We start from the raw sequence: 21,094 nt of genomic DNA on the forward strand, positions 1-21,094 counted from the left end.
AAAAAGCCAAAACATAGAGGTACTGGACAACGAGTTGAAGCTCCTAAATTTCATATCACTAATCAGTCTTTCAGCCTTAACTGAACCGTATTGGGATAAGTGTTTCAGTTTCCCATCTGTCGCAATCATTTTTCAAATTGGTATAACAAATGCCAAGATGTTGATTGTAAAAAGTAGGAGTCAGCGCTGCTGATGGCAGCACTGACTCCTTATTTTGTAGTAAATTCAACTATGTCAGGTTGGAGTTTTTAGTCAATCGAAATCTGCTGAGGACCAGTGGCTTTGCCGTTATGTGCATCCGTTGTGGTGCTGCCGGTGTAACTATTTGAGCGGATCTGTTTATCTAGCCAGCTTTTAACGGGATCGTCTGCAAGATTGAGTCGAAGCACACCAGAGAAAAACCCACCCACAAATGAGACTGGATGCTGAGTAAATTCTCTGAATATAGGTGACAATTCATTAATGAACATAAAAAGACTCCTGGCACTGCCGTAAAAAATTATTACTTCTTAATTGATCGTAACGTGTTACAGCATTGGGTATGGGGCATTGGGCATTGGGCATTGGGCATTGGGCATGGAGAAGAGACAAGGTAGACAAGGAAGAGACTTGTTCAATAATTCCCCCTTGTCTCCTTGTCCCCCTTGTCCCCTTGTCCCTCTGTCTCCCCTGCCCCTCTGCTCCCCTGCTCCCCACTCCCTACTTGCTAATCATTTCGCCTTATTAGCTTGGTTCCAGATCGGGAAACATACACTTATCAGAATCACAACCACTAGGGCCAGCCTCTGTCATTTCGCCTAAATCGTAGCGGCTTAGTACTGCACAGAAATCATCTGTTTTGCGTCGCGCTTTCACCTCTTGAGTTAAGCGATCGTAGGTTGATTTATTTATTGGTTCAAATGGCAAACGTGGGAATGATTGCAAATCGTCAAAACGAGCTAAAAGAGCGGCTGAAATATATCCTTCATCATTCTGAATGGTTTCGTAAATGCGCTGTCCCAAAGGCTCGATTTCATCAGAGCGAAGTTCCAAAGTAGCTGATGTGTTGTGAGTCACGTACCAACGTTGAACCTGGAGGACAAAATCAAATTGGGCTGAGACTGAAAACTTAGAAACATCAATTTCATCAGCCCCTGGTAAATCAGCCCAAGTTACAGAAACAGGGATTTCCACTAGCCATTCACTCACCCGTGGATCGAAGGGATCGTTAAGCAAATTACCTTGTTCATCTTTGTCTGATTGAGAAGGAATGACGTTGTAACCATAGTCAATACAAGCTAAGGCTACTGGGTCATTTTTACCGAAGGTGATGCGACGAATAAATCTTTGAGCTTTGGGAGGATGCCACCCCGAACTAGCATTAGTTAATAAAGCCTTAGTACCACTGGGTTGCACCGTGGTGCAGCGATTTGGACGCTTGAGATTGTGGCGATCGCAATAATCCCAAACCACTCGATGTACAATATCTCTCCAAGAACTCAGGTATTTCTCTTCCTCACGCTTGAAAGCTAATCCTTGGGGAGTTGCAGGCCTTCCTGCTTCCCACCAGCGCAGCCAATTAACACCAAAAGCATGGACAAAGAAATCAAATAAACCTGTAAAAGAAACTCCCACAATCGGGTCTAATTCACGGCTGTATTGATAGCGTGGTTCCAAGAATTTGTGATTTAAAAGTGCTGCTACAGATAACGCCCCAGCAGTGAAAGCTTCCTCTTGTTCTTTGTAGTTATGGGGGTCAATTTGATTCAGGTGAACCTCAGACAAATTGCAGTGAAAGTTACTACCAATGATTTCCAGATTTGTTACCCTAGAGGCTTTTTATCCCCTAGTTCTACTGCTTGATTATTTGCAGTAGCTCCGCGTACCTTTTGCAGATGTGACTTCAGATAATAAAAGTGTTTCGGCTCCGCTCAACACAAGTGTTTTTCACATCCGTCCCCGCACTCTTGGAGAGATTATATTCTAAACAACAATTTTGGATGTAATCTAGTTTCACTCTCTACGCTGTACAGTGTCAAAGACTTTTTAATTCCTTTGATTACCACGGGATTAGCATCTCAGCCTTCCCCGTTTTTGCGAGGTTTTTAACGTGAGGCAAAATCACTTACCACACGGATTTAGCCCATAGCGAGCTAAACGATGTTCTAGTTCATTAGCATCAAGATTTGGATAACGTTCTTTTAACCACTGTTTTGCTGTTCCTTGTTCATAAGCTTGTAAAAACTCAACTTTCAGAGCCTGTGTTGGCAGCAAATCTATGTTCGATCGCGCTACGGCTTCACCAGCCCATTGAATCGCTCCCTCGCCACTGTAATATTGTTTGCGGACAGCACCAACACATTCTTCTAAGGTGGGCTTACGGTGAAAAACTCTCGTATGGTTTGCCATCCTGAGTGCATCACGTTCTGGATCGATTCGCCAGTTGCCATTTTCATCTTGCTGCCATAAGTTATCTTTGGCATCGGCAAACAAACTATCTTCGCTAGAACCTTGCCTCATACCAGCCGATCGCCTAATGTTGCCGGCGACAATTGTTACAGCAGCTTGATCGATTAACAGACAGCATTCAACTGAATTTAATTGTCTTCCCACAGCTTTATTCAGGATGGAAGCACAACGCTGATAAAGTCCGGGCAATTTCACCGGATTTGCAACTCCTCCAAAGCCGTTGAGAGTTTCTCCTGCTTTTCGCACGTCGCTGATATCGACTAATACTTCAACTTCTGCTGAAAATTGCTCATCAGTAGAGAGTTCTAATAAGGCTTGATATGATTCAACCCAACCTTCACGGCTATCTCCAACGTGAATAGTGACGTTATTACCTTCTATATGAGTTTCAGTATATTCACGTCGCTGTTGGACAGGGGTGCTGCCAATTTCACCTTTTACAGTGACATTTAGTTGATTGCGAATGGGGGGCAACTGGTTAATAAATTGTGGTTCTAGGACGGCTCCAGTACCACAGCCCATCATTGCCAAATCCATCATTAAGCCGAAGGCGCTCCAGTCTTCGAGATTGGTAGAAGTGCAATTATAAGCCCCGGAAAAGTTCTTTGGCTTGGTTATCCAGTCTGTATTACCCTAAGCCACATTGTCGCCAATGTGACTCGGCTTCAGAACCGTGCGTGATACTTTCGCATCACACGGCTCCTCAATGATTTGGCTCTTGTCATGAGTACCGTCTCTTTTGGTTTTGATGTCATGGCAGTGTCTATGCAATAGTTGGTAATTTTCGTAGCTGTCTTTTCCCCCTTTGGATCGAGGAATAACATGGTCTACTTCCATTACATCTCCATCTCTGAAGTACATATTGCATTCTGTGCATTTTCCATTCTGCTTTTTCAGCAGTTTGGAGACTCTAGTAGGTAATTCGACACTTTTGCCCATGCGGGTAGCCCAGTAGATGAAATCGCCGTTGTAGGGGCTGACTTCTCCCTTGACTTTGACAAATTTCTGGATATGAAAATCACTGTGGTAGGTAAGATAGAGAGTTTTACTTTCCCTTTGGGACGCTGCGCGAACGGTAATAGCGCGGAATATCCAGTTTGACCCGCCTTTGGAGCCGAAATATTTCCTAGTCCACCGTTTTGTAGATTTGTGAAGGTGTCTAGCCTTAGTCCAAGCAATCAACTTCAGTGTTAGTAAGTTGTCAAGCTCTTGAAAGATTTCAGCACTGTTAACTTTGGAGTAATAGTTGCTCCATCCAGTGATGATTGGATTTAGTCGCTTGATTAGCTCGACTTGAGATTGACAAGATTTTAATTTATCAATTTCATTAGCTAACCTTTGATAGTGAGCTTTGACAGCCTCTTTGCTTGGCTTAATGTATGTCTTGTATCCTAGCGGTTTACCGTGTGTGTTTTTGCCTGTTGCGTACTTCCCTACTGGGTACTGGCGGATATTAAAGCCAAGGAAATCAAAACCAGGGGTTTCTTCAACCATGTTTTCCAAGGTGTGGGTGATGCGAGTTTTTTCTGGTCTAAGTTCTAAACCAGTATCATTAAGGAATTCCTCAATCAGTGCTTTAGCCCTCATAAGTACATCCAATTTGGGATGTAAGATGACAAAATCATCGGCATATCTGACTAAGGTGATTTCCTTCTCGTTGTTGTCCTTTTTCCCTGGAAGGGTTCGGGCAAATTCCTTGACAATCTTTTCCATTCCGTGTAAAGCGATGTTTGCTAATAGTGGTGAAATTACACCACCTTGAGGGGTTCCTTCATCGGTTGGAAACCATGCTCCGCTATCATAAACACCAGACTTAAGCCATGCTTTAATCTGTCTGCGAAGTTTTGGAAACGTATTGATTTTGTTCAATAGTTTCTTATGGTCAATTTTGTCAAAACATTTTGCAATATCGGCATCTAGAACATATTTGCTCTTTTGCTTAATTGCTACTTTGATACCCTCAATAGCATCCATACAACTTCTACCAGGTCGGAATCCGTAGCTGTTAGGCTCAAACTTGGCTTCCCATTCGGGTTCCAAGGCTAATTTCACCAGTGCTTGTTTTGCCCGTTCTGCAATAGTGGGTATACCCAAAGGTCTTTTTTCTGTTTTCCCAGGCTTGGGAATCCATACTCTGCGGGTGGGGGTAGATTTGTGGTTTAGTTCTAGTGTTTTCACTAGCTCAAATCGGGCTTTAGGCGTTAGAGCCTTTTTCCCATCTACTCCCGCAGTATTCTTTCCTTGGTTATCTTGTGTCACTTTACGGACGGCAAGCATTTTGGCAGACCAGGAATTTAGAAGAGTCTTTTGCAATTTACGCACTGCTTTGACATCTCCCCTCTGAGAGGCTTGATAGATTCTCTTTTGCAACTTAAACACTGTGCGTTCTAGCTTGCGCCAGTTCACTTGTGTCCATACCACCATCGGATTTTTCCGTGTTTTAGTCATTTACATTGCTTGTTAAAACTCTATCTTCCAAATCATCGGGAATCTGTCAGCGTATCCATACCCATTACAGGTAGGCATTTGCTTCTGATTCCATCTCTTCCTGTTAGGGCTTGTGGATTGGTTCCTACTCTAATATCGACCTTTTAGAGAGCCACAGACAGGATTACTTCGTTCCGTATAACCTTTGTTTGAGTGTTTAGGACGGTACTACTCAGCCGGAGACAGGAAAGCGTGACCTTTAATGGAGGTACTTTCGGGTTCCTATGTGTCTCAGTGTCTTTTGACCGCAGCGTATCAACCATTCTTTTCGCTACTTACTGGGTTACGACTGTTCAGACGTACCTTCACTTTCGTTGTCCATGCACTCTTGCTTGCTGGGATTCACCTCATGGTTTGGTTTTACCAGCGTTTTTCCCTGCTTTACCCTTTGATAACCAGTCACTAGGTAGGGGAAATGCTTTCACTCCCACGCTTGGAGGATAGGACTTTGTGATGGATTATCACATCACCTATAAGGTTATACAGTTATCAAGGTTCGGCTATCCGTACATTACTTATTCGGTTATCCGTTTGGGTTTTGTAACAGATTTTTAAGAACCAAGTGAGTCATCCCAAGACTAAGGATTGGCTAAAAGCCTCTCTGTAGCCAGTTTCGACTCAACGAATCACACACCACCAACCCATAGCCAGCGCCCACTAGGCATAGCTTTCAAGTTGCGCTGCATCTTATCCAGTGTGGCAGCTTCTTCTTGAGTTAACTTTCCTAACTCGACTAAGCCGAGTATAGTGCGATCGCATACCTCATCCCATGTTTCCCTTAGTCCCGCCTTTGTACGGCGGCTATAAGTTCTAAAAAATACGGGATTAGCAGCCGGTGCAGTTTCTGGAAACCTTGCACTCTGGCGTGTTCTTTCGAGATTCTGAACCATATATTAAGTATCTTGCGTTCTTCTTGCGTGCGGACAGATTATGACTATACGCCAAGTAGTTTGAGTATTAAAGATTGTCAAATTGTCCACTTTACGCTAGCTCTACCCGGCACTAATTACAACAGAAATTTATGATGTATAATATCCTCTACCCTTGGGTAAGAGATAGCTACTAAGTTTTAATTAGCACTATTGCTTTTAAGTAAATTATCTCTATCATCCCATCTTGAGGCTGATGATCGCTACTCAGCAATGGCTCAACGCTCCGCTACCGCTAACTGTACTCAGGACTCTTCATTAGTTTCCCCCAACTAGCAGTGATAGTTAAATAAGTTGCGGCTGTCAGTCAAATCCAAACAATTAATTTCAATCTCTTGGGCACTATAAATTTAGTTACAGGAAATTGATTATGAATGATGAATGGGAACCTTTAAATCCTGATGATGATGTTGTGCGCAACTAAAGGAAGGTAAAAACTAATACCCAAGTTTATATACACAGATATAATAGAAAATTATCTGTGTCTATGTGCGCTGAAAAAAAATAAAATGGTATGGACTCCCCTACATGCAAAAATTCATCGCACCATCCGATCGCGCCACTTATTTGAGCGCAACCAGCGGCTATTAATCGCTGTTTCCGGCGGACAAGATTCTCTGTGTTTAATCAAATTACTTTTAGATTTACAATCCAAATGGGGATGGTATTTAGGTATTGCTCACTGCGATCATCGCTGGCGTTCTGACTCCCAAGCTAATGCTAACCACGTCGAAAATTTAGCTAAAACTTGGGGTATATCCTTTTATTTAGAAACAGCGAACAAACCGATAAATAGTGAAGCGGCTGCACGCGATTGGCGCTATCAAGTTTTAAGTGCGATCGCTCAGGCAAATAATTATCAATATATAGTTACAGGACACACCGCTAGCGATCGCGCCGAAACTCTCCTCTACAATTTAATTCGCGGTACTGGTGCTGATGGTTTACAAGCCTTAACTTGGCAACGCCCTCTAGCTACGGGCATTGTGTTAGTGCGTCCACTTTTAGAAATTACTCGAATACAAACAGAACAATTTTGTCAAGAATTTAAATTACCAATTTGGGAAGATTCCACCAATCAAGATTTGCAATATGCCCGCAACCGCATCCGTCAAGAATTGTTACCATATTTGCGAGATAATTTCAACCCAAAAGTAGAATCAGCCTTAGCTCAAACAGCAGAACTTTTACAAGCGGAAGTGGAATATTTGGAAAAAGCTGCCCAGCAATTGCGGGGTGCGGCATTGGGCGTGAGACATGAAGAAGATTCTCTTACTGTGCTTCCCTTACGGTTAAATCGTCGGGTATTACAGAAAGCACCACTGGCGTTGCAACGTCGGGTGATGCGTCAGGTATTGCAGCAAATACTGACCGATGCCCCCAGTTTTGAACATATTGAGAAATTAACGGCTTTAATTATAGCGCCCAACCGATCGCAAACCGATCCATTTCCTGGTGGTGCGATCGCTCAAGTAGAAGGCGACTGGATCTGTTTGAAATAGTTAGGAGTAATGAGTTAGGAGTTAAAAGTTTGAAGTTTTCAGTTTTGGTTATTAAGGTTTGAGTTAAAAACTTTCTTTAATTCTTAACTCATAACTCTTAACTCGTAACTTATTAAGACGCTAGTAATACTGGCTGAGGCATTAAACCCTGGAGAGTATGACGCAACTGAGCGATCGCTTGGACTTGAGAATCACCAGTTTCCTGGAATTGATCCAAAGATTCTCCAATTCCTTGCAGCTTTTGCCGTAATCCATCTAGAGAATCCTGAATTGGTTGTAGTGCTTCTTGATAAAGATTCACTCTACCAGATAATTCAGCAGTTGTTCTTCGTAGAGATAGCAAATTTTCCTCGATCGCTTTCAGTTCTTGGCGCTTTTCATCAAGATCGTGAGTTTGATTGTCAATCATTCCCTGATTTAGTTCAACACCAGAACGAATCTGCTCAATTTCACGTTCCAGCTTTTGGATTTCCTGTGAATATTGTTGTCGCTGGGTTTCAACTTGTAACAGAATCGGTTCTAAATTAATTTTGTTGTTACTTTCTTCTTCTTCAGTAACAGTATGTCCTTGCCGCCGTAGCAATACAGCTTGATGTTGCTTGAGAAACTTCTGGTGCTGTAGCATATTGCGGCGTTGTCCCACCAAACTGGAATTTAGCATCTGATAAAGGTCTTTTTCATCAGTTAGTTCTAATTCCAAATTGATGTGGTCATGGTCAGATGCTTGATTTAATTTAGTTTGGAGTTCTTCTATAGCTTCTTGTTTATATTTCAGTTCTTGTTCTTGATCGTGAACAAAGCTAGCGTCAATTTCTAACTTATGCTGCAAGTCTTGCACTATCTTTTGTAGTTCTTCTAAAGGCATTTTATCCAAAGCCTCCACATCAGCTTGCTTGCCGAGAACTACATCACCAGATGTTGCCGCTAAAGAGTGCATCTGTTGATATAACTCTTCGGCGTTTCGTAGCTGCTCTTTGACGAGCCGAGCATATTCTTGCTTACTGGTAAGGTCTGCTGTGTTTATTTGCAATTGGGCAGTTTGCTGAACTAGAGAATTTTGTGCTTCTTGTAATGCATTTTGGCGATCGCTAAAAGTTTGTGATAAACGCTCAACTTCTTCTTGCTGTTGGGCGATCGCACTTTTATGTTCCTCCAGTTTTTGCCAATGCGGGGTAAGAGTCGCTTGCTGCTTTTCAACCAATTCAAAGGCTAGATGTAGGTGTTCTCTAACTTTGTCCGTAGGAGTAACACGGCTAGACAAGCGATCGAGTAACTCACTCATTACTCGACTTTGCTCCTCATCTAAAACCGTCCCTTGTTGAAAATCCGCTTGGCGTTCTTCCAGGCGACGCTGCTCACCCCGTAAATGCTCCCAAGCGCCTTCCAACTCTTGGCGGTTGCGCTCAATTTCTCCTTGTAATCGTTCAATTTCCTGGCGCGAGGTGTCAACTTCCTGTTTTTGTTCTTCTAGATGTTGTACCTCATCCTCCAATTGCTGCAACTGTTCTGCTCGTACCTCCATGTCCATTTCACGGCGATTCAACTCTTGCGCCTGAAATGTGAGTGACTGTTTCCACTGATCGATCTCATCTTCCTTGAGCTTAAATTTCTCCAACTGACGAGAAAAATTCTGCAAAATGTTGACGAGTGGACGCCCTGCTTCTTGAATCCGCTGCACTTGACGATTCGGATTCAATTCAACCAATACCAAAGCACCATCATTTAATTTGCTTGCGTCCTCAGCGGCAATCACCTCTTCCGACACAGTACTCCAATTCTGGTCAGTTCGCTGACAAGCTAGCAGTTTCAGTTCGGTTTTGCCACCGCCACTGAGTAAACCACCTTTCTGTTTTTGTACTTCTGCTAAATACAGCACACCGTTAGTCCTTTATTGATGCACTTAAAGTTCGTGTTTTGAGATATACCTTAAATAATTCTGTTAACTTGTCTCACTGAACCAAGGTTTAGAAGAACAAGACAGACAAAACTATAGACGCAAAATGTTACGTCTTGATACTTATAGAAGCGATCTGGTCGCGCCTTTATATTTTGTACTGATGACAGTGATGATGACTTCCGTGTTAACACTAGCTTTGTCAAAGTGTATTACGAAAGATAAAGGTTTATAGCTTAATGTATTTCCTATGACGAGCAAAATAGAGTAAAAATCTTTTCAATACTCCATAATCAATACTTAAAGAATAAGTCATAATTCACGATTCAGAATTCAGCAATACTTAAGGAGTACTTTTTAGCTAAATGCAGGGAAATTTAAATGAAATTGATATTTGCAGTATCCTGCAATTGATTGAATTGGGACAGCGAACTGGGCAACTATGGGTGGAAGCTTATAGCTCTCACCATAACAACAAACTGGGTGGAGATGGAGCAAACATTTATCGCCCTAAACAACAGTCTTGGTTCGTCTTTTTCCTTAACGGTCAAATTATCTACTGCCAAGAAGGCGAGAGTAGTTTATCCAGAATTAGCGATTATTTACGTCATTATCGAGTTGAGATGCGACTCACCGACAAACAAATTGCCACCCTACCACCAACCGACGCGCCAGAGTATGCCTATCTTTGGTCACTATTGGAGCGGAATATCATCAACCCAAAGATAGCTGCTAGTATCATTTACGGTTTGGTGCATGAAACTCTCTTTGATTTGCTGAGTTTACGCCAAGGTAACTTCATTTTCCATCAGGGTGCAGCACTTGCCCCGCAATTAAACACTTATGAGATTGCTCCATTGGTGACAAAAATCACCAAGCAGCTGCAACAGTGGAAGCAACTCTATCCACACATTCAGTCTCCAGAGCAATTGCCAGTGCTATCTGACAAAGTTCAGCTACAATCTTCTTTACCAGAAGTAACCGTGAATAAGCTACAACATTGGGCTGATGGTAAAACATCCTTGCGACAACTAGCTCGCCATCTCAACCGAGACATTTTGACAGTCGCTAAGGCAATATATCCTTATGTGCAACAAAGTTGGCTACAACTAGTATATTCAGAGACTAATTACCCAAGTACACACACGGATAGCTGGGAATTGAAAGAAAAACCGATGGGGCGGATAGTATGTATTGACGATGCGATCGCCATCGGTGAGACTATAAATTCCATCTTACAACCACAAGGTTATGAAGCGATCGCTCTCACCAATCCCTTAGAAGCACTGAGTCTGGTTTTTCAACTCAAACCAGATTTAATTTTATGCGACATTGCTATGTCGGAATTGGAAGGATACGAGGTTTGTGCCATGCTGCGACATTCAACAGCATTTCGGCTCACACCGATTATCATGCTTACTGGGAAAGATGGGTTTATGGATAGAGTCAAAGCTAGGATGGTCGGGGCAACAGATTATTTGACAAAACCGTTTACAGACACTGAGTTACTTATGCTCGTAGAAAAATATATCAACAACCAATGAAAATTGGGCATGGGGCATTAATTATTTTTCTCTCATCTCTCTCACCTATGGAGCATATAAAGAGATCAAAGATTTGTTGATCTACTAAAAGATGAGTTAAAAGATGTTATCACAGAGTCAGTTAACTGAGTGAAACGTCAATCTCCGGGAAAATAGTGAACACATAAAATTAATTTATACAGTTAATACTTGCGGAGGAATCAGGGAATGTTCCAATTAGGAACGTCTAAATCAGGAGGTAAATAGACACTTATGAGCACAGTTCTGATTGTGGAAGACAGTATAGCGCAAAGGGAGATGATTACAGACCTCCTGAAAGCGACTGGCCTAACAGTTACCCATGCTAGTGATGGATTAGAAGCATTAGAGGCAATTCAAATAGCACCTCCAGATTTAGTGGTATTAGATATTGTCATGCCCCGAATGAACGGCTACGAAGTTTGTCGGCGGTTAAAATCCGATCCAAAAACCCAAAATGTCCCAGTGGTTATGTGTTCTTCCAAAGGCGAAGAATTCGATCGCTATTGGGGCATGAAGCAGGGTGCAGATGCTTACATAGCCAAACCGTTTCAACCAACCGAGTTGGTAGGAACAGTCAAACAACTGCTGCGAGGATAAGGATAAAAACAACATGGTCAGCAAACCGGACTTTTTAAGTGGCGGCGGTCAAGACCACTTTCGACCAGAATTACAAGTAGAAAGTCCTGAAGGTGAGTTACATTTGAGGTTTTACATTCCCTCGCATCAGGAGTTTGCACTACAAGCAACTGGCATCCGAGAGGTAATTGAACTAAGTCCTGATAGAATCACCCCGATTCCTAATGCTTCTCCTTTACTTTTGGGTACTCTAAATTTACGAGGTCGAGTTATTTGGGTGGCCGATTTGGGTCAATTTCTGGGGGAAGCAAGTGCATTAAACACGGATAGAGCTGAAATTTCGGTGATTGCCATTGAAGAGCAAGACACAATAGTGGGTTTAGCAGTAGAGGAAATCGGTGGTATGGACTGGCTGGATCTTCAGAATCTGATGCCACCAACTAGTGTTCCTGATACGATGGCTCCCTTTTTACGTGGAGAGTGGTCATTAGGTGCTAAAAATAATCAGTGTCTAAGACTGCTCGATCAAATGGCAATTGTACGAAGTGCTAGGTGGGCAGGATGAAATTGGAGGAGGAAATGGCAGCAAGTATTGATAATTACGAGCCAACATATCAACAGGCGATGACCGCCTATGTTCAAAGAAATTATGAGGTTGCGGCCACTTTAGTTGACCAAGTGGTGCAAAATTTACCAGATGACCCCAATACCCATTTGTTGAGGGGTCACATCTACTATGTTTTACAGCACTATGATGTAGCAAAAGAAGAATATCAACAGGTGTTAGGCTTGACTAACGATCGAGAAATTATTGGTTTTGCCAAGAATGGAATTGACAATATCAATCAATATTTAGAGTCATTTAGTGGGCAGATCGATCCATCAGAAAGTCAAGAGGAAATAAATTCTTCAGAGATATCCGATCCACTGGCATATAGCGAATCAGAATTAGAAGATTTAAAAGCTAATCAGGAGTTTGACAGCGACAACCTTGATTTGAACTTTTTTGGAGAGCATCAAGAAAGTATGAATGGCATTGAAGATACATCTTCAAAAAGTCCATTCGATCTGCCCACAGAAGATAGTATTGGAACAGAAAAAATATCAGATTCTTCTATAGCTTTTGCTGATGACCCTTTTGCCATGAATGAAGAATCACAGGAACAAGAGTCAAGTAAAAACTGGGAGGAAAACACAGAATTAGAGTTACCTGCTTTTTGGCAGGAAAGTATCTCAGAAGATATTTCCGAAGAATCATTAGCAAATAGTCAATTCTCAGATAACGGGATAAATTCTCTTTACGGAAATTCAACTATTGACAATAATAACTCTTCATCTTCTAAATCACAAACTGGTAATAACGAGAATAATTTCCCTGATTTGTTGAGTGAGCCAAAGTCTCCAGATCGGGCTATGGGAAATTTAGAATATAAAAAATCTAGTTTTGGAGACGAAACTTTACTGATTGTTTCAGAAGAACCGATAAATGATTCGCCAATAACAAATAATTTGGAAAACGGCAGCCAAAATAATTTTTCTGAAACCGAATCCCATAGTTGGTTAACACCAAAAAAAGTGGAGGCAGAATCAGATTTTCAGCCGAATTTACCCAATAATGAATCATCTTTTAATAGTAATTTACCTCGGCAGGAAAAACAGTTTAAATCAGGTGAATTCATCAGTAAAAATAGATTTGATGATGATGAAAATTTTGATATGGAAGCATTTGAGTCTGCCTTTGGCTCAGAGGGCTTAAACTCTTATGAAGACTCAAGCAATATACTGAATGGAGAAAATTCTAAGAGCAATATCGAGTTTTTAGATGACTTTGAGGAATTTGACGATTTAGGCAATATTCCAGGGTTTGACCTGATCGAAGGAGATTCTGACTTCGGTAATGTCGCAATGCATTCTGCTCCATCAGAAACTAGTGACACTGGACGCCCTCAAGTAGCAGAGGCTTTTGCAAGTAATTCAGCCGATCGCGAAGAGGAACTTTTCTCAATGACTGGTTCCCATGAAGCCGTTCCAGTCTTTAGCCAAACAGATATCTCCAAACTAGAACCCAATGTCAGTATCGAGCAGGGATGGTTAGCACCATTAGAAAATGCCTCCATCGAACGCAAACAATGGCTAATTGCTGGAAGTGTAGGCATTGTCTCAGCGCTGGTTGTAGCCACAGTTAGTTTTGTCGCTACCACATTTTCGCCACCCCAACAACGAGAATCAGTACGAAACACAGGTTGGGCAATGTCACTAGCCGCTGGGATTGCAGGTTTTGCTACCGCAGGCTTCATGGGGAATCTGGCGCTTAAACAAATTCGGCGCACAACTGATGACCTCCAAGCTCAGTTTGAGGCTGTACGTCAAGGAAATCTGAATGCTCAAGCTACAGTGTTTTCCGAAGATGAATTGGGGCATTTAGCCACTGGCTTTAATGAAATGGCGCGGGTAATTTTCACAACCACAAGTGAAGCCCAACGCAAAGCCGATGAACAAGAGGAAGCCAAAGAAAACCTGCAACGTCAGGTGATTCGTTTGTTGGATGATGTGGAAGGAGCTGCTAGAGGCGATTTAACAGTCCAAGCGGAAGTGACAGCTGACGTACTGGGAGCCGTAGCTGACGCCTTTAACCTAACAATTCAAAACCTGCGGGATATTGTTCAACAGGTAAAAGTGGCGGCGAAGGATGTAACAAAAGGTGCAACCAACTCCGAAACCTTTGCGAGAGCATTATCTAGTGATGCTTTGCGCCAAGCAGAAGAGTTAGCAGTAACGTTGAATTCTGTACAGGTAATGACCGACTCGATTCAGCGGGTAGCGGAAGCGGCGCGGGAAGCGGAAACCGTCGCCCGCGATGCAAGTACGATCGCTCTCAAAGGTGGCGAAGCAGTAGAAAATACCGTGGCGGGGATTTTAGAAATTCGAGAAACTGTTGCCGAAACCACTCGCAAAGTGAAGCGGTTGGCGGAATCTTCCCAAGAAATTTCTAAAATTGTGGCGTTGATTTCTCAAATTGCTTCCAGAACAAACTTACTGGCACTCAACGCTAGTATTGAGGCGGCAAGGGCGGGAGAAGCGGGACGCGGGTTTGCAATTGTAGCAGATGAAGTGCGCCAGTTAGCAGATAAATCTGCTAAATCTCTGAAAGAAATTGAACAAATTGTGATGCAAATCCAAAGCGAAACAGGCTCTGTAATGACCGCGATGGAAGAAGGCACACAACAAGTAATTAAAGGTACAAAATTGGCAGAAGATGCCAAGCGATCGCTCGAAAACATTATTCAAGTGGCGAATCGCATCGATATTCTTGTGCGATCTATTACTAGCGACACTGTGGAACAAACTGAAACCTCCCGCGCCGTTGCTCATGTAATGCAATCAGTAGAACTGACCGCGCAAGAAACTTCCCAAGAAGCACAGCGAGTTTCAGGTGCCCTACAACACTTAGTAGGTGTATCTCGTGACTTGATCGCCTCCGTTGAACGTTTCCGAGTGGAAACTATGGAAACTAGATAAATTGTCATTTGTCCTTTGTCCTTTGTTATTTGCTAATGACCAATACTTCGGCAACGCTTAGTACAAGTGACCAATGACTAATGACTCATAACTAATGACTAATGACTCTTGACTAAAAAACTATGCTGCCGGAACAACAACAGCGGATTTTGGGTTACTTTATCGAAGAAGCCAGGGATCACCTGAATACCATTGAGCAGGGCTTGCTGAATTTAGAGGGTACTCTGAACGACCCGGAAATGATCAGTGAGGTCTTCCGGGCGGCTCACTCCATCAAAGGAGGAGCGGCGATGCTTGGATTAACTAGCATTCAGCATACCTCCCACCGTCTGGAAGATTGTTTCAAAATTCTCAAAGATAATCCGGTTCAGATTGACCAAAAGTTAGAGTCTTTATTTCTTGGTGTCTCTGATACCCTAAAATCGCTGTTAGAGCATTTGAGTGGGCCTTATGGTCTTTCTGAAGATGCAGCTAATACTTTGATGTCAGAAACTGAGCCAGTTTTTCAATGGCTGTATCAGCATCTGGAATTACTTGTAGAACAAGCAAAGAGTGGAGTAGCCAGCAGTTCTGACGCAACAGAACTCACAACCTCTATAGAGAATGTCTCCACACTTACAGAAATTTTCATGCGGCGAGACATTCCCGATCTGGCAGAATACACCCATCAGGAATCTCCAGACTCGGTAGCACCCCAAGAGGCGTTAGACACTCGCGGACTCGCTACGCCAGTCACTGCTAAAGAAAATAATGACTGGAGTGAGTTTCAAGCCCAAGTGCTGCAAACACTGCGGGAAATGTTGCAATTATTTAAGCAAACTACAACACCTTCAACTCGGCAAAACCTCCAGCAATGCTGTCACCAGTTAGTCAAACTTGGTGAAACTTGGAATTTGCCCAATTGGTGTGGTTTGTGTCAAGCAGCAGCCAGTGCGATCGGCAATCCCGAAAATACTTATCTGACTTTAGCTAAAATTGTCATTACCGAAATCAAACAAGCTCAAGAATTAGTTCTGCAAGGTAGAGAAGCCGAAATTGCAATTAGTCAGCAACTAGAGGCACTTTTAAGCTTTGCAGAAATTGAGTTATTAGAAATTACCCCTGATTTATTTGATGAACAATCTCCGGTTTTGACAGAATCAGAGTCAATTCTATCTGGTGACACCAAGGCGTTAGCCCAGACAAATGAAGAACATAGCTACGCCAACGTCTCTGACGAACGCCCTTCTCTTCAGTTACAAGGAATACCACTAAACGAGAGTAGAAACACTAGTCTTACTTTCACCACACATGACGAAGCACACCCAATCAGTAACAATCTCGATCCCAATGGCCCAGAGGTAGGAATAGCTGAGTTAAATACCCTTGCCGATTTATTTGATGGTGAAACTCCCGAACTAGATGAAAGCTGGCATCAAGAAGAAACCTTAGATATTGTTACTACCGATGACTTTGGAATTGATTTGAACAGCACTGAGGCTGAAGACGCTCATAATGATTTATCTGATTTACTCTCCTTTAATGAGGATATAAGCAACGCGCTACACCCAACAACTACTGCTACAACAGAAGATTTATCTTTGTTATTTGGCGACAATTTCTTAGAAAAAGATAATTCTGAACCGCAAAATCAACAAACATCTGCTACGCCTTTAGAGTTGAGCGATATTAACGAATTTGAAATAAATTTAGACTCATCTTCTTCCGAAATTTTACAAGAATTTATTGATATTTCTAGTGATACAAACCAGACTAATAGCGCGATTGTCCAAAATAGTGTAGTTGAAGATTTCTTGACACTGGGGTTAGATGATGATGACCTATTGCCAACCAGCAATGTCACTCAACCAGAAACTGAGCCGTTCACTAGTGTGGAACGATCTACTAACCAAGAAAATAATTTTGATAACTTATTCTTAGAAACTAAAAATGCAAATTGGGTAGAAGAAATTACCCCTAGTGACTATATAGAATTACCTCAGCCAACAGACTTGTCTTTGGACAACCTGTTTGCTGAAATGGAAGAGCCACAACTATCGACAACTGAACCAGAAATCAGTGATTTATTTGATACACCTCCAGTAACAGAACCTGAGTTTTCTCAATCAGAAAACGATTTAAGCAACTTCTGGAACCAGGAAACCACAGAGGAAAAGAACGAATTCAATTCCTTAATTGAGCAGAATGTGGAAAGGGCGTTAGATGAAAGTTTGTTTACCGCGGTGGCTGATGACATTTTTGCTGATAATCAGCAGTCCATACCTTCTCCTATAGCCAATTTTGATATAGAAGAAGATTTTGATATCAATTTCCAGCATCAAGAACAGCTAGATTTGATATTATCATCAGACTCTGGAGAGAATTTATTTGATGAATTAACATCAAGTAACTTAACTATTTCTCCTATAATCAACGATACCTCCACACCTGAAACGCCTTTGTTCGCGCAGCATCCTGGAGAAGAAATTCTTAGACCACAACAACCAGAATCTTTAGATTTTGTTCCAGAATTTACTAATGGAAGCCCAGATATATCTGCTGTCGATCTGGAAGTTAATTCATTAGGCTCTTTTGAGGAGAATCCACAACTGCTGTTTGAAGATGTTGCAACAAATGAATTGACCTATATTCAGATGGAAACCACAGAGAAGACTGTGGATGAACTATCAGAAACTATTAGTTTTGGAGAAACTTCAGATTCAGAATCATCCCAAGCACAGCTAGGTGAGTTGTTCGACTCTGAGGATATTACGACAAATAAATTGACCTATATTCAGATGGACACCACAGAGAATATTGTGGATGAACTATCAGAAATCGTCAGTTTTGAGGAAAATTCAGATTCAGCATCAGCCGAAGTACAGTCAGGTGATTTGTTCGGCTCTATCGATGAAAATTCACAACTGCTGTTTGAAGATGCCGCAACAAATGAATTGACCTATATTCAGATGGAAACCACAGAAAATCCTGTGGATGAACTATCAGAAACTATTAATTTTGAGGAAAATTCAGATTCAGCATCAGCCGAAGTACAACCAGGTGATTTGTTCGGCTCTATCGATGAAAATCCACAACTGCTGTTTGAAGATATCGCAACAAATGAATTGACCTATATTCAGATGGACACCACAGAAAATCCTGTGGATGAACTATCAGAAACTATTAGTTTTGGGGAAACTTCAGATTCAGCATCAGCCGAATTACAGCCAGGTGATTTGTTCGGCTCTATTGATGAAAATCCACAACTACTGTTTGAAGATGTTGCTACAAATGAATTGACCTATATTCAAATGGAAACCACAGAGAAGACTGTGGATGAATTATCAGAAACTATTAGTTTTGAGGAAAATTCAGATTCAGAATCATCCCAAGCACAGCTAGGCGATCTGTTCGACTCTGAGGATGTGGCGACAAATGAATTGACCTATATTCAGATGGACACCACAGAGAATCTTGTGGATGAACTATCAGAAATCGTCAGTTTTGAGGAAAATTCAGATTCAGCATCAGCCGAAGTACAGTCAGGTGATTTGTTCGGCTCTATCGATGAAAATTCACAACTGCTGTTTGAAGATGCCGCAACAAATGAATTGACCTATATTCAGATGGAAACCACAGAGAAGACTGTGGATGAACTATCAGAAACCGTCAGTTTTGAGGAAACTTCAGATTCAGTCCAGACAAGCCCAGAAGTTTTAGAGACTGAGGAAAATAATAATTTAGAAACTACCTTTGAGTCAACAGAAAATACAGTTGTTGAAAATAATTTATTGTTTACAGAAACCACTGAAATAGTTGCTCAAGAAGATGAATTTGCAGACTTGGCAGCATTATTAGGAGAGGATGTAGCACCCATCCCCAAAACTAAGAAGATACCAGAAGTAGATTTTGCTGCCTTGGAAGACTTGCTAAGTACAGATAACAACAGCGATGTCTACGACGGGCTACCCCAACGCCAGCCTTTCAAAACTCAACCAGTCTCAGCTAAAAATGCTATTCCATCACCAGCCATAAAAGATGAATTTGGTGACTTAGAGAAATTGCTGGCAGAAGCGAATCAAACAATATCCCATTCTACTGTAGTAAAATCGAACACCAGCCAAGCTACACGTCCCTCTACTCGTCGGGCTGCGAGATTTGAAGAAACTATGAAGGTTCCAGTTAAGCAACTGGACGATATGAGTAATTTAGTTGGGGAGTTGGTGGTAAACCGCAATACCTTAGAGCAGGATCATGAACGACTGCGACAGTCATTAGATAACTTGCTAATTCAGGTACAACAACTCTCAGATGTGGGTGCAAGGATGCAGGAGTTGTACGAGCGATCGCTACTGGAAGCTTCTCTGTTAGCGGGACGCAAAAAGAAAGACCCCGACGGCTTACAAGCCTCTGATTCCAATACTGACAGGGGTTTTAGCGAACTAGAAATGGATCGTTTTACTCCGTTCCATACACTCTCACAGCAGATGATTGAACGCATTGTACGAGTGCGTGAGTCAGCAAGTGACATTGATTTTGTTACCGAAGAAACCGAACGAGTCGCTAGGCAGTTCCGCCAAGTCACCACCCAGCTACAAGAGGGATTAACGAGAGCGCGAATGGTGCCTTTTGCTCAAACTATCGATCGCTGGCGGCGAGGAGTGCGCGACAACGCCATCAAGTGTGGCAAACAAGTAGAGTTGGTGATCGAAGGTGGCGATACCTTAATTGACAAGATGATTTTGGATCATCTGACCGATCCGTTGACTCATATGCTGAATAATGCGATCGCTCACGGTATTGAAACGCCAGAAGAGAGGCAAATTGCTGGTAAACCACCTGTAGGAATCATTACTATCCGTGCTTTCCACCAAGGCAACCAAACGATCATTTCTGTAGGCGATGATGGCGCAGGTATCGATTCCGCAAAGGTTAAGGCTAAGGCTGTGAAGATTGGCATGATTACAGAAGCGCAGGCAAAAGCCATGTCTCGCCTGGAAGTCTACGATCTGCTATTCCAGTCTGGTTTTACGATTAAAGACCAAGCCGATGAAATTTCTGGTCGTGGTGTGGGTATGGATGTAGTGCGCTCCGAGATTAGCGAAATTCGGGGAACAGTTAACACCGATTCTGCGATCGGCAAGGGAACTACCTTTACTATTCGTTTACCACTGACTCTGAGTATTTGTAAAGCTCTCTGCTGCGTCTCCGATCGCTCCAGGATCGCCTTCCCGATGGACGGTGTAGAAGATACGCTAGATATTCCCGTCAAAAATATTCAGCATGATGCCAATGGGCAATCATTTATTTCCTGGCGCGATACGGTGCTACCATTCCGACCCCTGAAGGAACTTTTAACCTTCAATCGCCAAATCAGTCGCGGTAATGTCTATGGCGGTACCAGAGATGATGATATGGTTTCTGTGGTTGTGGTGCGATCGGCAAATACCCTGATTGCTCTACAGATTGACCTGGTGTTAAGCGAACAAGAAATTGTAATTAAGCAATTTGAAGGGCCAGCACCTAAACCAATTGGTGTAGCTGGTGCTACAGTCTTAGGCGATGGTCGGATTATGCCCATTGCTGATGTACTGGAAATAATTGATATCTTCCAAGGAAGGATTTCTACACAAGCTGGTGGCAATTCTTGGCAACAAAAACTCACTCCTCCAGATACCTCTCCCGCGAAGATTGACCCGACAGTGCTGATTGTCGATGACTCAATTACAGTTCGAGAATTGCTATCCCTGACATTTAACAAAGCAGGTTATCGCGTAGAACAGGCACGTGACGGTCAGGAAGCTTGGGATAAACTCCGCTCCGGTCTGCCTTGCGATATCGTATTTTGCGACATCGAAATGCCCCGTTGCGATGGACTGGAATTACTCTCTCGCATCCAGAAAGACTCTAACCTTAACCACTTACCGATCGCAATGCTCACCTCGCGCGGTGCAGACAAGCACAGACAAATTGCCGCTCAACTCGGTGCTAGTGGCTACTTTACCAAGCCCTATCTCGAAGAAGCTCTACTTGAAGCTGCGGCGCGGATGCTGAAAGGAGAGAAACTCGTTAACTAAATCAACCAAAATACTTCGATTTGAGGGAAAAGTGTATACGCTTCTACCTCGATTAAAGCTGATACTATTTTTCAGTAGTACAATTGTTCTATAAGCAAAAATAGCACGTTTAGCCCCG

The 21,094-nt window shown here is 42.4% G+C and carries 9 protein-coding genes and 3 pseudogenes; 6 read left to right on the forward strand and 6 right to left on the reverse strand.

Annotation, left to right across the window (positions count from 1 at the left end):
- Positions 1-248 precede the first annotated feature (248 nt).
- The 5 genes and pseudogenes from V7K45_RS22590 to V7K45_RS22610 form a co-directional block, all read right to left on the reverse strand.
- Positions 249-470, reverse strand: coding sequence for a hypothetical protein (locus V7K45_RS22590; RefSeq protein ID WP_335007226.1), 222 nt, complete (start codon positions 468-470; stop codon positions 249-251).
- Positions 471-723: 253 nt separating this feature from the next.
- Positions 724-1,794: pseudogene (gene nrdJ, locus V7K45_RS22595) on the reverse strand (ribonucleoside-triphosphate reductase, adenosylcobalamin-dependent); the annotation flags it as partial.
- 309 nt (positions 1,795-2,103) lie between these two features.
- Positions 2,104-2,988, reverse strand: a pseudogene (locus V7K45_RS22600) (ribonucleoside-triphosphate reductase, adenosylcobalamin-dependent); the annotation flags it as partial.
- A 93-nt stretch (positions 2,989-3,081) separates the two neighbouring features.
- Positions 3,082-4,896: a group II intron reverse transcriptase/maturase gene (ltrA, locus tag V7K45_RS22605; protein ID WP_335007227.1), complete on the reverse strand. Its 1,815-nt coding sequence runs from the start codon at positions 4,894-4,896 to the stop codon at positions 3,082-3,084.
- 671 nt (positions 4,897-5,567) lie between these two features.
- A pseudogene (locus V7K45_RS22610) lies at positions 5,568-5,825 on the reverse strand (ribonucleoside-triphosphate reductase, adenosylcobalamin-dependent); the annotation flags it as partial.
- A gap of 548 nt (positions 5,826-6,373) precedes the next feature.
- Between V7K45_RS22610 and tilS the strand changes: the two are divergent.
- Positions 6,374-7,366, forward strand: a complete 993-nt coding sequence (gene tilS / locus V7K45_RS22615; protein ID WP_335007228.1) for a tRNA lysidine(34) synthetase TilS — start codon at positions 6,374-6,376, stop codon at positions 7,364-7,366.
- A 112-nt stretch (positions 7,367-7,478) separates the two neighbouring features.
- Here the strand turns inward: tilS and hmpF are convergent, their stop codons facing one another.
- A complete protein-coding gene (gene hmpF, locus V7K45_RS22620; RefSeq protein ID WP_335007229.1) occupies positions 7,479-9,242 on the reverse strand; it encodes a pilus motility taxis protein HmpF in 1,764 nt (587 codons plus the stop codon).
- A 383-nt stretch (positions 9,243-9,625) separates the two neighbouring features.
- On the opposite strand from hmpF, the gene V7K45_RS22625 reads away from it, so the two are divergent.
- The 5 genes from V7K45_RS22625 to V7K45_RS22645 all read left to right on the forward strand — a co-directional run bounded on the left by V7K45_RS22625 (position 9,626) and on the right by V7K45_RS22645 (position 20,976).
- The gene (locus V7K45_RS22625) at positions 9,626-10,804 is read left to right on the forward strand and encodes a response regulator (protein WP_335007230.1); all 1,179 of its coding nucleotides are present in this window, start codon (positions 9,626-9,628) and stop codon (positions 10,802-10,804) included.
- A gap of 252 nt (positions 10,805-11,056) precedes the next feature.
- Entirely contained in the window at positions 11,057-11,422 is a 366-nt protein-coding gene (locus V7K45_RS22630; RefSeq protein ID WP_069073698.1) for a response regulator transcription factor, read from the forward strand.
- Positions 11,423-11,435: 13 nt separating this feature from the next.
- Positions 11,436-11,966, forward strand: coding sequence for a chemotaxis protein CheW (locus tag V7K45_RS22635; protein ID WP_335007231.1), 531 nt, complete (start codon positions 11,436-11,438; stop codon positions 11,964-11,966).
- Positions 11,967-11,980: 14 nt separating this feature from the next.
- Positions 11,981-14,920: a methyl-accepting chemotaxis protein gene (locus V7K45_RS22640; RefSeq protein WP_335007232.1), complete on the forward strand. Its 2,940-nt coding sequence runs from the start codon at positions 11,981-11,983 to the stop codon at positions 14,918-14,920.
- A 122-nt stretch (positions 14,921-15,042) separates the two neighbouring features.
- Positions 15,043-20,976, forward strand: coding sequence for a hybrid sensor histidine kinase/response regulator (locus V7K45_RS22645; protein WP_335007233.1), 5,934 nt, complete (start codon positions 15,043-15,045; stop codon positions 20,974-20,976).
- The last annotated feature ends 118 nt before the right edge of the window (positions 20,977-21,094 follow it).

Source organism: Nostoc sp. (assembly GCF_036917375.1).
Lineage (GTDB): Bacteria > Cyanobacteriota > Cyanobacteriia > Cyanobacteriales > Nostocaceae > Nostoc.